This is a genomic window from Shewanella decolorationis (assembly GCF_004354305.1).
Taxonomy (GTDB): Bacteria; Pseudomonadota; Gammaproteobacteria; order Enterobacterales; family Shewanellaceae; genus Shewanella; species Shewanella decolorationis.
This window is the reverse complement of sequence record NZ_CP037898.1, coordinates 4,057,147-4,072,434: the sequence shown is the minus strand read 5'-3', so window position 1 is coordinate 4,072,434 and position 15,288 is coordinate 4,057,147. Positions and strand designations below refer to the sequence as shown.

At 45.8% G+C, this 15,288-nt stretch carries 10 protein-coding genes and 1 riboswitch; of the genes, 4 read left to right on the top strand and 6 right to left on the bottom strand.

What is annotated here, in order from left to right:
- The first annotated feature begins 47 nt into the window (after positions 1–47).
- Complete coding sequence (locus tag EYR25_RS18190; RefSeq protein WP_133182012.1) at positions 48–2,027, top strand: M14 family metallopeptidase; 1,980 nt, start codon at positions 48–50, stop codon at positions 2,025–2,027.
- Positions 2,028–2,052: 25 nt separating this feature from the next.
- Here EYR25_RS18190 and EYR25_RS18185 read toward each other — a convergent pair whose 3' ends face one another.
- Positions 2,053–2,820, bottom strand: coding sequence for a class I SAM-dependent methyltransferase (locus EYR25_RS18185; protein ID WP_133182009.1), 768 nt, complete (start codon positions 2,818–2,820; stop codon positions 2,053–2,055).
- Positions 2,821–3,090: 270 nt separating this feature from the next.
- On the opposite strand from EYR25_RS18185, the gene EYR25_RS18180 reads away from it, so the two are divergent.
- Positions 3,091–3,867 (top strand): DUF4097 family beta strand repeat-containing protein, encoded by a 777-nt coding sequence (locus tag EYR25_RS18180; RefSeq protein WP_133182007.1) that lies wholly within the window; start codon positions 3,091–3,093, stop codon positions 3,865–3,867.
- A 774-nt stretch (positions 3,868–4,641) separates the two neighbouring features.
- Here the strand turns inward: EYR25_RS18180 and EYR25_RS18175 are convergent.
- From EYR25_RS18175 to EYR25_RS18155, 4 genes are all read right to left on the bottom strand, one after another.
- A complete protein-coding gene (locus EYR25_RS18175; RefSeq protein WP_133182005.1) occupies positions 4,642–5,370 on the bottom strand; it encodes a hypothetical protein in 729 nt (242 codons plus the stop codon).
- Positions 5,354–6,475, bottom strand: coding sequence for an AAA family ATPase (locus EYR25_RS18170; protein WP_133182003.1), 1,122 nt, complete (start codon positions 6,473–6,475; stop codon positions 5,354–5,356). The genes EYR25_RS18175 and EYR25_RS18170 overlap by 17 nt, the downstream gene beginning before the upstream one ends.
- A 615-nt stretch (positions 6,476–7,090) precedes the next feature.
- Positions 7,091–7,522, bottom strand: a complete 432-nt coding sequence (locus EYR25_RS18160; protein WP_133182001.1) for a GIY-YIG nuclease family protein — start codon at positions 7,520–7,522, stop codon at positions 7,091–7,093.
- Positions 7,523–7,532: 10 nt separating this feature from the next.
- The gene (locus EYR25_RS18155) at positions 7,533–9,668 is read right to left on the bottom strand and encodes a S9 family peptidase (RefSeq protein WP_133181999.1); all 2,136 of its coding nucleotides are present in this window, start codon (positions 9,666–9,668) and stop codon (positions 7,533–7,535) included.
- 240 nt (positions 9,669–9,908) lie between these two features.
- Positions 9,909–10,143: riboswitch (FMN riboswitch) on the top strand.
- Between the two features lie 209 nt (positions 10,144–10,352).
- Between EYR25_RS18155 and ribB the strand changes: the two genes are divergently transcribed.
- Both ribB and EYR25_RS18145 read left to right on the top strand, forming a co-directional pair.
- Entirely contained in the window at positions 10,353–11,006 is a 654-nt protein-coding gene (gene ribB, locus EYR25_RS18150) for a 3,4-dihydroxy-2-butanone-4-phosphate synthase (protein WP_023266257.1), read from the top strand.
- Between the two features lie 356 nt (positions 11,007–11,362).
- Positions 11,363–14,590, top strand: a complete 3,228-nt coding sequence (locus tag EYR25_RS18145) for an EAL domain-containing protein (RefSeq protein ID WP_133181997.1) — start codon at positions 11,363–11,365, stop codon at positions 14,588–14,590.
- Positions 14,591–14,678: 88 nt separating this feature from the next.
- On the opposite strand, the gene ftnA is transcribed toward EYR25_RS18145, so the two are convergent.
- Complete coding sequence (gene ftnA, locus EYR25_RS18140) at positions 14,679–15,215, bottom strand: non-heme ferritin (protein ID WP_023266259.1); 537 nt, start codon at positions 15,213–15,215, stop codon at positions 14,679–14,681.
- Positions 15,216–15,288: the final 73 nt, after the last annotated feature.

Genomic DNA, 15,288 nt, shown 5'->3' with positions numbered 1-15,288 from the left:
ATGAAAAGATACCGCCCTAATAAAAATTCGATGTGTGGACTGTTTTCATGCGCTTGTTTTCCCCTTCCGTTATCGCCATTGCCTGCTTATCGGCGGGTTCACTATTCACAGCCCAGTTAGCCGTTGCCGCAAATGCCGAAGTCGCGCTACCCGAAGTGACGACTGGAGCTGCCAACGCTGAGGCCGTTAAAACCGACGCGGTTGACACCAGTGCCGACAGCAGCGTTTCGCCCGCAACAGAAGCGGCTCCCGAAGCCGCAGTAACAGCAACACCGACTCGCGCCAATACCTTTGTGAATGATGCCATTCTACCGCCGAGCATCACTTGGCATGGAGCTAGCGAAGCCTTGTTACTCAGCGCCGATAACGAATGGGCGACGCCTTTCGAGCAAAGCAACGGCACCGAAAGCCCAAGCTATGACGACACAATTACTTGGCTCGACCGATTGGCGGCCGAAACCACCAAATTGCAGAAAGTCAGCCTAGGCAAGAGCCCTCAAGGGCGCGACATTTGGATGTATGTCGCCAGCAGTGAAGGCATTAACGAATCGGCGCGCCTTAAGCAAAACACTAAGCCGACGATTCTGGTGCAGGCGGGGATCCACGCGGGCGAAATCGACGGTAAAGACGCCGGCATGATGCTGCTGCGGGATATAGTCAAAGGTGATAAAAGCGACCTGCTCGAAAAGGCTAACTTGCTGTTTGTGCCTATGTTTAGCGTCGATGCCCATGAGCGCAGCGGCGAATTTAATCGTGTTAATCAACGTGGCCCAGTCAATATGGGTTGGCGCACCAATGCCAATAACCTCAACCTTAACCGCGACTACGCCAAGGCCGACACCTTAGAAATGCAGCATATGCTGCGGGCGATTAATGTGTGGCAACCGGATCTGTATATCGATGTGCATGTCACCGACGGTATCGATTACCAGTACGACATCACCTTCGGCTACAACCTCGCACAAGGCTTGAGTCCCGCCAGTTTCCGTTGGCTCGAAAATAGCTACCGTCCCGCGGTCGAAGCAGCCTTAACCGCCCAAGGCCATGTCCCTGGTCCGCTGATTTTCGCCGTCGACAATACCGATATCACTAAAGGCATGTCACTGTGGAACCCTAGCCCACGCTTCTCTAATGGCTATGGTGATGCTCGCCATCTGCCTACCATTTTGATTGAGAACCACAGCTTAAAACCCTTTAAGCAGCGCGTACTTGGTACTTATGTGATGCTAGAGCAAACCCTGAAAACCGTCGGTGACCAAGCGACCAAGTTAAAGAGTGCGATTCAAGAGGATAAATACCGCGCCTCGCCACTGATCACATTAACGTGGAAATCGGCACCACTGGCTAAAGGCTGGGATTTTAAAGGCATAGATTACAAGCTTGAGCAAAGCCCGATTAGCGGCACCGAAGTAGTACGTTGGACGGGCGAGCCTAAGTTGTATCCGAATTTACCTGTGATTGCCGAAACTGTGCCCGATATTAAAGTCACTCGCCCGAGTGCTTACTATATTCCCGCCCAGTGGACACAAGTGATTGACCGCTTAAATCTACACGGCATTCGGATGACGCGTTTAAGCAAGCCAACAGAGCTTAAATTGCAGCAATATAGCTTGAGCAATCCGGTGTTTAATACCAAGGCGTTCGAGGGTCGACTCACTGTGAAGGCCGACTCGACACTGGCGAAACTAACCACCACCTTGCCCGCGGGCACAGTGAAAATCAGCACAGACCAACCCTTGGGCGATCTGGCGATTTTACTGCTCGAGCCACAATCACCGGACTCGTTACTGCAATGGGGCTTCTTTAACCCTATCTTTACCCGTACCGAATACATTGAGGACTACGCCGTAGAGCCGCTGGCCGCCAAGATGCTGAAGGAAGATCCCAAGTTACAGGCGGAATTTAACAAAGCGCTAGAAAACCCAGAGTTTGCCGCCGATCCCGAGGCACGCTTACGCTGGTTCTATGAGCGCAGCCCTTACTACGATAATCAATATCTTAAGTATCCAGTCTACCGTAGCCGCTAATCCCCGCGTTTAAAAACAGCAAGGATTAAGCAGACTTACGCGCGCTGATGCTATACACCAAGGGCACATGCTGCCCTTGGTGTGTGAGCACATAACGGCCATCGGCTTGCGCCTCTAGCCCTGCGAAACAGTTATAGGGGCTAAACGCAAATTCGTGGAAGAACTCCAACACTAAGCCCGCCTGCAACAAGGCATTGATCACCTCAGACAGGCTATGCGACCAGCACATTAAGGTCTGCTGCTCATCACCAGCATTCTCGGTATAGGTTCCTTCCTTCTCAATGTCTGGCTCACCGCGATTAAAATAGCTATACCCATCGAATAGCTGCTGCGCCGGATGAAACTCGGCCATATAAAACTGTCCACCGGGCTTTAAACATGCCGCAATGGTCTGCGCCCAGAGCGTTAAGTCCGGCAGCCATACAATGGCGCCATAGGAGGTAAAAACAATATCTTGCGGCTCAACCTTGCCCGTCACACTGTACACATCGCTACAGATAAACTCGGCGGACAATTGCGTCTGCAACGCCAGCTTGCGCGCCTCAGCAATCGCCACCTCGGATAAATCGACCCCAGTCACCTTTGCGCCCATTCGCGCCCACGACAGGGTATCTAAACCAAAATGACATTGCAGATGCAGTAGACTTTTGCCCGCCACAACAAGTTCATTTAATTCGATTTCCGTTAGAGATGTGTTGCCACTCAAAAAGCCTTCAACATCATAAAAATCAGAGGTTAAGTGCACCCGAGTGCGGGCATCCCAAGCGATTTTATTGGTCGTTAAATAATCCATATGAATCCTTTCTAGTTAAGCTTCTAGCCATGTGGGCTGAATGGACACACGCTAACTGAATAAGTGAGTAATTTCACCACTCTTTGGGAAAAATCACTTATTCAGCGGACATGTCCGCCTGCGCCCAAGCGGACACATTTAATTTATCTGCATGATTATTAATACGTTTTAAAATTGGCATAGGATGTGCAATCACGAGAGATATCAAGCTTATCGCTAATAGCTCAGCACTCAGTCGCTCGTCGAGTGTCGATAACAAGGAAGAAGAAAATGTCACTACGCCCTTTTATATTCACCCTCGGATTTATCGCCGTCTTTACGGTTGGCGTGTCACTCACTGGCTGCATTATCAATGTGAACGCCGCGGGCATGCCGGATTTAGACCACCAGCAACGTGAACTCAGCCTCGATGCTCAAGACTTGCAAGAGCTCGTCGCCGAAACGGGTGCGGGCAGCCTTGAAATTATCGGTGTCGAAGGCCTAACCCAAATTAAGTTAGTGGCTGATATCTATAGCAATGACGATAGCAAAATGATTCTCACCCTTGAGAAAAAGGCTAACAAAGCCCAGCTTAAGGCTGACTTTGAATCCCATAGCAGCTTTAACAATTACTCGCCCTATATCGACCTTAAGTTACAAGTCCCCGCCGGATTAGCGCTGGATATTGACGATGGTTCGGGTGCTGTGTTTATCAACAAGATGACTGCGGATATTAAGGTCAAGGATGGCTCGGGCGAACTGGTTATCCATGGCGGCAATAATGTCAGCATCGACGATGGTTCTGGCGCGATTGAAGTCAGCCAAGTCAACGGCAACCTAGCGATTGTCGATGGTTCTGGCGGCATCCAAGTCAATGATATTAAAGGCAGCATCACCATTGATGATGGTTCAGGTGAAATCAACGTCGCCAATGTGCAAAACACAGTCACCATCAACGATGGCTCAGGCGATATCAACGTGGTGAACACTAAGGGCTTAACCATTCTCTCAGCAGGTTCAGGGGGTGTGAGCTTCGATAAAATCGATGGCCCAGTAAGCAAACACTAAGCCCGTTAGACCAATAGCATTACAGTTCAACCAACTTCCCGGCGTAGAGACTGATGTTGCAGTACCCAACCAAATGTCAGTCTTCTACCCACCCCTTTTGCGTTACTGTTCCATGGACATTCTTATGCACTTTATGCCACTAACCCCTTGTAGTGGCATCTTTTTTTGTGTCTGAGACTTTCTCAGACTCAATTAAGGTAAGCCTTTGGTAACGTTTTACCTATTTGTTTTTCTGAGCAAAATTTAGCAATGAGTATATAAATAAGGCTTTATTTTGTTTGTTGATATGTTTAAAAAAGTCAAAGTCGTGGGGCTTCACCCCACACCCGACCAAGAAGGACTGCTCGTCCTATCCTCCTTGGATTCTCCAAGACGCCCCTAGCGAAGTTACATGCATTAATTACTGGCTTCGTGCTTATTCGAAAATAGCTAACGCTTCCGATGGTACATCCTGTACCCCGAAAGCTACGCAGACATCCTGTCTGTGTCACGCTCTATCCTTTTAATAAAGAGTCTTCAACACCCTTCCGCAACTTCGCAAAGGAGATGAACTTCTGAACCTCCGATGCAGGCTGTTAATCCCACAAGAGTTTTGCCAGCCCTATCATTCCTGTAAGAAAATTTAACAGTGGGTGTCTCGATAAACTTTAATAAAAGTGAGATTATTGAACAAAAACGAAGGCCAAAAAGTCTTCGATGAGCGAGTATTACCTTGACTCATCGGGAGCGTCCATATATGTCTCGTTTAAACTCAAAGTCACCTAAACAAGCTCTTTAAATAAAATTTAAATTGGATGATTTTTGGTGGAATATAAATAGTGGATAAGCACTTAATACATAGATACTGTTGTCTTTTTCGATTGACTTAATTTGATATTCTGCAATATCAAGTTGTTCTGGGATAGTTTTAGCATTATTTTTCTCGCCAGACACGATAAAGTTACTTTTTGTCACATTCAGCTTTATTAATTCCATCCAGTCTGATAGTTCATTGTGTCTAGGGTCTATAAATGTTTTAAGTCCGTTCGTTGAAGAATTTTTGTATATTTTCCCTGTACAATCACTCAAATTAACTTTATGTGAAATGTACTCTTCATGAGAGGGAATGTCTCTAATAGCTTCAACCATTGGATAGCTAATGAATATCTTCCCACTTTCAGTCTCTTCATTAAATACCTTAATGATAGAAAGAAGTTCTTCCTTATCAAATTTTTGATCGTGACATTCAGCGTCAAAAAAGAGAAAGACCTGACTAAACTGCTCTCGATCATACTCTTTTAATATCTTAGAGTTGTCTTTACCTTTTATTGAATCTCGTAGCACCTCGACAATATCTAGATCTGGATCGTCCCTCATTTCCTTAAATAATTCGTATATATCATTCCCATAACAGCATGTGACAATACTATGTTCACTAAAAAATAAATTTTTTATCGTTTTGAAATATAAGCCTTCACGTCGTTCACCTTCAAATATACATAAAATGTTACTCTTTGGGATCATATTGTAATCCTTTGTATATCTTTTCTAAATTATGAGCTTTACGTAAATCCTTATCTACCATTTCATAGAGTGGGTATTGCCTATCTTCCAATATAAAGTAGCAATCTGGACGTAATAAATCATTCGAAATTATACTAGAATTGTGAGTTGTTAAAACTTTCTGACATTTTACATCAATGAGTTTTTTTACCACCAGCCTTGAGAGGATATGATGATAATAAGCATCGAACTCATCAATGTAAGCGAAAGTAACTTTTCCACTTTCTAGCTTTAACCACCAATAATAAAAAATTCCTAACGACATAGTGCCTGTAGAAGCCGCTATAACGAAGTCTAGATTGGATTTCTCATATTTAAATACAATTTTCTCTTCAGTCTCTTGTCCAGAAATTCCCAGCTTACACTCTACACCTGCATCATTTAAGAATTTCTCAAAGTCAAGCAGCTTTCCTGAGTCAATGATTGCCTTTGATAATCTATTTCCATCCAGTCGTTGTCCATAATAATCAGCGCTCTGAGTTAGTGTTCTGAAAAACAACATGCCAGAAACAAAGTCGATAAACTTCTTAAATGCTAATGCATTCTTGTCAGAAAGATCTAGTACTGTATTTGACTTGATATATTTGACGGCAGAGATATTAGAGTCAGATAGATTTTTATTAAGTGTTTCCGCACCTTTTAAATCGACAAAAATCTGATCACTGATTCTTCTGTCAAGCGATATGACTGCAATATCATTTATTAGCAACTGCTCATACACTGTACTGGTGACTGATTCCTTACCATATCTATATTCAATAATGTCATCATCAAACTTGAAAACATATTTAAACTCAGCAAGGTCTTTTCTCTCCAAATGTCCACTTAAGTAGTTGATATTTAGAGATAACATTACAGGGATATCATTGATATGACAGGTAACATCTAATAACGCAACGCCTAAATTCGATTTACCACATCCATTTTTCCCATATACAATGGAATTTATTATTATGTTGTCATTGATATTTTCACAGTTGAACTCGTAGTTTTTTTTTGTTTTAAAACTAAAGCTATACCAGTCTTTAAAATTTCTAAAACCTTTTACAGAGAAGTCTTGTAACATATTTACTTCCTCTTAGCTTAAAGTATGCAATCAAGTTCTTTTTTTTATCTTAACATATAAAATGCAATATGCCGTAAAAAAATTACGGCTACAAGGGGTTAAAAATAGTTTAAATGCATGACTAGCAAGATAGGACCGCCTAACACTTCTTCATTTGCGTCTTGAGCCATCATTGCTCCTTTCTAAGCCACTCTGGATGTGGGCCTCGTAAAACGGTTGAACCGAGGCCGCAGTAGAGTTTATCTAGACACTCACTGTTAAATGTTGGAAAAGAAAACAGAAAGATGTGACATATCTTTTTCAGCAAACCGCAGACAACACCAAAGCGACAGGAGTTCACCTTCCCCTCGGAGTTGCCGCAGGGCATTTGCGTTCGTTGCGTGAGCGAGGCATGGATGCCGAGATAGCGTCAGTCGAATCAGGGACGAGCGTCTGACGCGGTAGCATAAGAACGCTTAATGCCCAAGGGGTTTTCAACTCCGTCAGGGGCGTCTTGGAGAATCCAAGGAGGATAGGACGAGCAGTCCTCCTTGGTCGGGTGTGGGGTGAAGCCCCACGACGTTGATTTAGCTTTTGCCTGAAAAAATAAGAGCTGAATGATGCCAGAGTGCAGTGTTATCTGAGTACAGATTCAATCAACGCCAACTTCTGAGCGCGGCTTAACTTTTTAACTGCGATTTCTCGCCTTAGCGCATCGCTGCGAGTGCCGACTTGTTCTTGATACATTAGGGTTAGTGGCCCTTTGCCGCGCAGGAACTTTGCTGCCTTGGGGCTGCTTGATTGATGTTCGTTAAAGCGGCGTGCGACATCTGTGGTGATGCCTGTGTATAAGTGACCATTGGCGCAGCGGATAAGGTACAGATACCACGTCGAGACTTGTTCTATCTCTGATGTTGCGCCTTGCTCCGAAGTCACAGCTTGCTCAGCACCTAGCGCTTCTGACTTGCTAGAAAACTGAGCTTTGTTAACAGCTTGAGTTTGGCTAGCCCCTTTTTTGGGGCTAGCCGAGGGAGTTGAATTAGCGGCTTCAATCACTAAATCGGTCACCCGTTGGCGCCTACTTAGTCATGCCGAGCAGGCTTAAGAAGAAGGCATATTCCTGCGCTGTATCTTGGTACTGGCGGTAACGACCACTCTTACCACCGTGTCCTGCATCCATATCGACATGGAATAACAACACCTTATCGTCCAGTTTGTACCATTTATTTTGCACTTCGCGCAGTTTTGCTACCCATTTCGCAGGCTCGAAATACTGCACCTGTGAATCATGCAAACCTGTGGTCACCAACAGATGGGGATACTCATGGTCGGCAACATTGTCGTAGGGCGAGTAGCTGAGCATATAGTCGAAATAGGTCTTGTCGTTTGGATTACCCCATTCATCGTACTCGTTGGTGGTGAGCGGAATTGACTCATCGAGCATGGTCGTCACCACATCCACAAAGGGCACATGTGCCGCAATGGCAAAGTACTTTTCAGGCGCCATATTGGCAATCGCGCCCATTAATAGCCCGCCAGCACTGCCGCCCGAGGCCACCACTTTATTTTTATCGCCATAACCTTGCTCGGTTAAGGCGGTGGTGACATCGATAAAGTCATTAAAGGTATTCTTTTTATTCAGTAACTTGCCCGCATCGTACCAAGGGCGACCTAACATTTCGCTGCCGCGCACATGGGCAATAGCATATACAAAGCCACGGTCGAGCAGACTAATAACCGACGACGAAAAATCAGGCTCAACAGTGTAACCATATGAACCATAACCATATTGATACAGTGGATTGGTGCCGTCTTTCTTGAACTTATCCTTGCGATACACCAAGGACACCGGCACTTTGGCGCCATCGCGGGCGGTGACAAATAAACGTTCGGCGCGGTACTGGCTGGCATCGAAGCCGCCGAGCACTTGTTCCTGCTTAAGCAGATCGCGTCTATCGGGATTGCTTAAGTGGTACTCATAAATCGCCTCGGGCGTGGTCAGGCTCGAGTAGAAAATTCGTAACTTATCGCTATCTTGCTGGGCGTTCACATCTAAACCCAGCACATAAGCAGGTTCATCAAAACTCAGCTCAAAGGGCTTTTGACCATTGAATGGCATCACTTTAATGCGCGTTAGGCCATTTTCACGGGTTTGAATCACCAAATAATCCTTCAGCACCAGCTCATCTTCGATGCGCGCATTAGGATTATGGGCAACCACCTCCTGCCATTTGGATTTATCGGCGGCATCCTTAATCGCCACTTTCATCAAACGGAAGTTAGTCGCCTGCCAGTTGGTGAGAATGTAATAGCTATCACCCAGCTTTGAGACGCTATATTCATGGCCCTCTTCCCGCGCGAGCACAGGTTTGAACAGGCTTAGAGGATCGTTAGCATCCAGCACTGACACTTCGCTGGTTGTGGTACTCTCGTGGAACAGCACAATTTGCGACTCGTCTAAACTCTTGCCGAGGGAGATGTAGTAAGCATCATCTTGCTCCTCATACACCAACACATCACTCGATTGTGGCGTGCCGAGTTGGTGGCGATACACACGGTAACCCAGCAGGGTTTGCAGATCCTTAGCGATATAAAACACATGGCGATTATCATTGCCCCAAACGATGCGTCCCTCTGTGTTTTCAAGCACATCGGTGATCATCGCGCCGGACTCAATATCTTTAAAGTAGATGTTGTACACGCGGCGACTTAGCACATCTTCACCGAAGGCCAGCATGGTTTCATCAGGGCTGACGCTGACACCACCTAAACCATAAAACTCATGGCCCTTGGCGCGCTCATTTACATCGAGCATCATTTGCTCAACCCCGTCACTGCCTTTGCGGGCGATCAGCGGATATTCGCCGCCCTCTTGGTAGCGGCGGTAATAACTGTGCTGGTGCCATTGGTACGGCACGCTCGACTCATCGGCAACGAGACGCCCAGTCAGTTCGTTAAACAGCCCATCCTGCAATGACTTAAGCGGTTTAAAGTAGGCTTGTGTGTAACGGTTTTCGGCATTCAGATGCGCCAACACCTTAGGATCTTGGCGTTTATCGTCGCGCATCCAGTAGTAATCGTCGGTACGTGTGACCCCGTGCAAGGTCATCACATGGGGGATTTTTTCCGCAACGGGCGCAGAGACTTGCCCTTTTGGAGTGGAGCAACCGGGTAATAGCATAGCGAGACCTAAAGTAAGCAGCAGAGTGCGCATGTATACGTCCTTGTGACGTTCAAACACCATCGTGGGGCACGACGGCAAGCCAATAAGTTGATGTGCCGGATATGATATACCCAAGCTAGCGCTTGTTGCGAGTTTCCTAAAGATTGCGCTTGCTTTAGGTTCTCAAGGCATTGTGCGCTTGCGCAAACATTGCCCAATTTGTGGCACGATTTTATTGCCATTCCAACGAAATAGGCGCAACATAACCGCGTTTTTAGGCCAAGGCCTAACAACAATTCTCAGGGCGGGGTGAAACTCCCCACCGGCGGTAAATAGTGTAGTGAGCCGTTTTCACTCCCACTAAAGCCCGCGAGCGCCCGAATGCAATTTCGGGGTCAGCAGATCTGGTGACTTAGCTTGTCTCGTTATGGTTAACGCCTATCGAGCGCTACTATTCCAGAGCCGACGGTAATGGACTGTTTGCAAACATGGCAACGGTTCTGAGTCCGGATGGAAGAGAATGTAAGACAACATTAGGATGCAAGCGCTTCGTTTCAGCCAATGAGCGAAAGCTACCGCCATCTAAATGTTAGCCTCATATTTTGCAATCACGTTTTTAAGCCTGCGCTTAAAGAGGTCGATTGCTACAGCACAATCCCCTTTGGGGTAATGGCTGTATTTCTGCACGCCCTGATTCTGGATATTCCCATGTCGTATTTTTGAAGGATATTAACCATGAATCAGTCTTTACTTGCTCCTTTTGGTACTGCTATCGAACGCGTTGAAGCGGGTCTTGAAGCCCTGCGCCAAGGCCAAGGTGTGTTGGTCGTCGATGACGAAGATAGAGAAAACGAAGGCGACTTAATTTTTGCCGCCGAGTCACTGACTAATGCGCAAATGGCCATGCTGATCCGCGAATGCAGCGGTATCGTGTGCTTGTGTTTACCGGACGAAAAAGTCAAAGCACTTGAGCTGCCACCTATGGTCGAAAACAACTCGAGCCAATATGGCACTGCGTTTACCGTGAGTATCGAAGCTAAAGTGGGTGTCACCACTGGGGTTTCGGCTGCGGATCGTGTCACCACCATTAAAACCGCTATCGCCGACAATGCTAAGCCGAGTGATTTAGCGCGCCCAGGCCATGTGTACCCACTGCGCGCCCAACCCGGCGGCGTATTAACTCGCCGTGGCCATACCGAAGGCACTATCGATTTAATGCAACTGGCCGGACTCAAGCCTGCGGGCGTGTTGTGTGAGGTCACTAACCCCGATGGCACTATGGCGCGTCTGCCAGAAATTATCGCCTTTGGTGCCGCACATAATATGCCCGTACTAACGATTGAAGATATCGTGGTTTACCGTAAGTCGTTATTAGCCAACGTTGGCTAAATTTGGCCCCATAAACGGGATACGACTTAAAGGACGCGCGCTTAGCCCGCGTCCTTTTTTATCTTCGGCACAAAAACATTGCCTTTGTATCAAATCCCATCGGATATCACAGACAGATAAATAATTTTCTTGCTAGGCGTAAAATTGATCAATAAAAATATAATGTTAGATGTATATAATAAATAACTTAATTTCGTGAGCTAGATTAGATATCCGTTAACTAGTGGTCGCGACTCAATAGCTTCTATGTTAAATATTCGCACCCAGTGCCTGAGCTTTTGTCTTGTTTAACAACAAGCAAAATTCCTCTATTTTTTAAGATATTATCAGGCAAGCGGAGTTAGGAGTCCCTTTACATGCCGTCAACGCTACAGCATCTCAGCTTGAAGCAGAAGCTTATTCTGTTTTCGCTGCTACCTTTGCTGATGATGAGTATTTTTGTGCTGTCGCGAATGTATGTACTAGTGACTGAGTACCGTTCTGCAACGAATAACCATTTGGCCATTCGGGCTACGGCGCAAACGACCGAATTACTCTTCCAACTCCATAATGAGTATGGCATTAGTACCCAACTGCTCCCAAACGCTACACCGCAGGATGAAACTCGTTTACTACAACAGCAACAAATTACCTCAGATGCACTCGATATACTCCTCAAGAGCCCTGCGTTAACGGCCTTAAATGCTGCATTAAGCGAGCAACAAGCAGGACAATTACAGGATAAGTTGACCAATCTAACTGTACTGAGCCATAGATTGGCATCGAGCCGCCAAGAAGCATTAGATCAAAAACCATCCTCATTTATAGATTTATATCAACAACTTAATGATTCTTTATTGCAGTTAATTCAACAACTGCAATTACTCACGAATGACATTAGTCAATCGAGAGCCTATGCAGATTTACTCAATTTGCTCATGGTACAAGAGCTCGCCGTAAAAGAACGTAGTGCGATTAATCGTATGTTGTTATCAGAAAGCCTAAGTATTAACGACTACAGAGCCATAAGTACGATTATGTACGAGTATGGACAGGCAATTTTACACGCCAGTAACGCCTCCATATCCGATAGGCATACCCTGATCCGTCAGATCCAGTCCTCCCAAGAAAGTCTACGAATACTCAAAATAAGCCAACAAATTGAGCAGCAAATCCACGTCAGTACCCTAGTTCAAAGTATTAATACACACTTAGGTTACGGGGGATTAATTGATAGTTTTCAAGATTACTTGCTGACAGGTAGTGACGCATCACTGCAAAGGTTTAACAAGTCCTTAGCGGTTATTCAGCTCAAACTCGATGAACTTAACCGTGAAATTGTTAATCTACCTACACTAATCCCAGCGGTGAAAACCATAGAAGAGAGTGTTGACCAGTATCAATTTTGCATGACCAAAATCGTGCAATTAAGGGAGCAGAAACTGTCCCTCAGCGACATTTCCACCTTAGCCAATATCAATAACGAAGAGCTCAGTGCTGCAATTGATAAGTTATTGATACCACCGCATCCCGTGAGTAGTAAACATTGGTGGACCTTAACGACCGACAGAATCAATAAACTCAATGCACTCAGCAATGAGATCACTCGAACCATGGCTCGTTACAGTGATGTACAGCAGAATAAGGCGTTAACGCTATTAGGTATGTATCTGCTATCGGCCCTATTTACCGCGACTATTACCCTATGGCTTGGGCGAAAAATTATTCGCAGTTTTATGGATAAAATCACCCGAATCGCCAACGATATGCAGCAAATGGCCGCCGACCCGCAGCTCAATATTCATATTGATGTTTCAGGCTCTGATGAACTGGCTCGCATGTCTCGGGCGATGAACCGCATGCTGAGCGAGCGCCAAAAAGCCAATCAGGCATTAAGTCGCGCTGCTGCCGTATTTAACTACTCAGCCGAAGGCATTATGGTGACGGATGCCGATAATCATATTGAGCTAGTTAACCCCGCATTTAGTCAAATTACAGGTTATAACCTAGAGGAAGTTAAAGGCCGTAGCCCTTCACTGTTAAGCTCGAAACGCCATCCAAGCCATTTCTATACCGCGATGTGGGAAGCATTAGAAAAAGATGGAAAATGGGAAGGCGAAATCTGGAATAAACGTAAAGATGGCCAAGTGTATCCCGAGTATCTTGCCATTACCGTAGTACGTAATGAACAGGGCGAAATAATCCAACATATTGGTTTATTTATGGATATCAGTAAGCGTAAGCAATATGAGCAGGATCTCTGGTATCAAGCACATTTCGACACACTCACGGGATTACCTAACCGCAAATTGTTTAATGAGCGACTACAGCATGAAATCCAACTCGCCCAACATGACTCCCGCAAGCTAGCCATTCTGTTGATCGACTTAGACCAGTTCAAATATATCAATGATGTACAAGGCCATGCCACAGGCGATCTCTTACTGCAAGATGTGGCCAAACGACTCGAAAATATTGTGGGTAAGAACGATTTTATTGCCCGTATTGGCGGTGACGAATTTGTGCTCATTCTCCCTCGAGTAACGAATGAGTTCGCTATCGAGCATATGGCAAGCCGAATTATCGAAACCCTATCAACGCCTTTCAACTTGAATGAACGGGAAATTCAAATATCCGCCAGCTTTGGGATTGGGGTTTACCCTGAAGACGGGCTAGATGTGAGTTCGCTGACCCGTAATACTGAAATGGCCATGTATCAGGCCAAGGATGCTGGCCGCAATAACTTTAAATACTTTACTTCGGGAATGAACCAAGCCATGTTTGCCCGCATGGAGCTGGAACAACGCCTACGCCGCGCCGTGGCTCAGGATGAGTTTACCCTTCACTATCAACCGATTGTGGATATGAAGACGGGTAAAGTGTGCAGCCTTGAAGCATTGATCCGTTGGCAAGACCCGGACTTAGGCTTAATTCCGCCAGATCACTTTATTCGTATTGCTGAAGAAACGGGGCTTATCGAACCTATGGGTGAATGGGTTCTCAACCAAGCCATGCATGACCTAAGACAATGGCAACATATGGGGCTCAAACTCAACATCGCCATTAATGTTTCGAGCCGTCAATGTGTTAATGCGAGGGGAATGGGCTTTGATCAAGTGCTACAGGAATGCTTTAACCGTCACCATATCAATCCACGGAATGTGCATATCGAGATCACCGAAAGCATGCTGATGGGCGATGCCAGCCACTGTTTAAGCACCTTAGAATCGATCCGCCATTTAGGCTCGCAGATTTATATCGATGACTTTGGCACAGGCTATTCTTCATTGAGTTATTTGAAGAAATTCCCGATTTCGGTGATCAAGATTGACCGCAGCTTTGTAGAAAATGCCCTAAGTAACAGCTCGAATACTAATCTTGTCAAAGCGATTGTGATGATGGGACAAAGCCTTGAAATGGAACTGGTGGCCGAAGGAATCGAAACCGAAGCCCAATGGAATCTGCTACGTGACTTAGGCTGTCACTATGCCCAAGGTTACTTAATCTCAAAACCTCTGCCATTCGAAGACGTCACCCCACTGCTAAGCCAAAACCTGCCAACCGTATTACAGCTAGAACAACGCGAAAAATGCGTAAACTCTTAAGGGATTGCCAGCTTAACACTTAGGTTTATAGACATTAAAAAAGCAGCCTTAGCTGCTTTTTTAATGTCGCGATTCATCGCACTTACACTTAAGCCTGCGGCTGGCTTTGAGCGTTCATAATGCTCTCTCCGCCCTTTGATGCCAACTTAGCCAAATCTTTATCGATAAAGAACAGAGCCTTACCATCTTCGCCCACTAAACGGATCTTATCGACAATCGACTTAAACAGCTTTTCTTCTTCGTGCTGCTCGGCCACATACCATTGCAGGAAGTTGAAGGTCGAATAATCTTGGTTTGAAAAGGCTGCATGGGCCAAGGCATTGATCTTACTGGTGATCAGCTGCTCATGCTCATAGGTCAGCTCGAATAACGCCAGCAGCGAATCAAAGTGCGACTGTGGTGCCTCAATTGCCCCCAGCAAAGGTAAGCCACCCGTTTCGCTCACATAGGTGAACAAACGGCGCATATGGCCCATCTCTTCGTCCGCATGTTCGCGCATAAATTTCGCTGCGCCTTCAAAGCCTTGATCTTCACACCATGCACTCATTTGCAGATATAAATTAGAGGAGAAGAACTCCATATTAATTTGTTCATTCAACTTTTCGATCATGGTTGCAGATAGCATAGTAAATCCTCTTGGGCACTCGAACTGAAATCTTGGCACACATTGTCATGAAGGGCGTCGCCAAAAGCAACAA

Coding starts and splice junctions, on each gene's coding strand:
- EYR25_RS18190 (WP_133182012.1), top strand. CDS start 48: ATGCGCTTGTTTTCCCCTTCCGTTATCGCCATTGCCTGCTTATCGGCG.
- EYR25_RS18185 (WP_133182009.1), bottom strand. CDS start 2,820: ATGGATTATTTAACGACCAATAAAATCGCTTGGGATGCCCGCACTCGG.
- EYR25_RS18180 (WP_133182007.1), top strand. CDS start 3,091: ATGTCACTACGCCCTTTTATATTCACCCTCGGATTTATCGCCGTCTTT.
- EYR25_RS18175 (WP_133182005.1), bottom strand. CDS start 5,370: ATGATCCCAAAGAGTAACATTTTATGTATATTTGAAGGTGAACGACGT.
- EYR25_RS18170 (WP_133182003.1), bottom strand. CDS start 6,475: ATGTTACAAGACTTCTCTGTAAAAGGTTTTAGAAATTTTAAAGACTGG.
- EYR25_RS18155 (WP_133181999.1), bottom strand. CDS start 9,668: ATGCGCACTCTGCTGCTTACTTTAGGTCTCGCTATGCTATTACCCGGT.
- ribB (WP_023266257.1), top strand. CDS start 10,353: ATGAATCAGTCTTTACTTGCTCCTTTTGGTACTGCTATCGAACGCGTT.
- EYR25_RS18145 (WP_133181997.1), top strand. CDS start 11,363: ATGCCGTCAACGCTACAGCATCTCAGCTTGAAGCAGAAGCTTATTCTG.
- ftnA (WP_023266259.1), bottom strand. CDS start 15,215: ATGCTATCTGCAACCATGATCGAAAAGTTGAATGAACAAATTAATATG.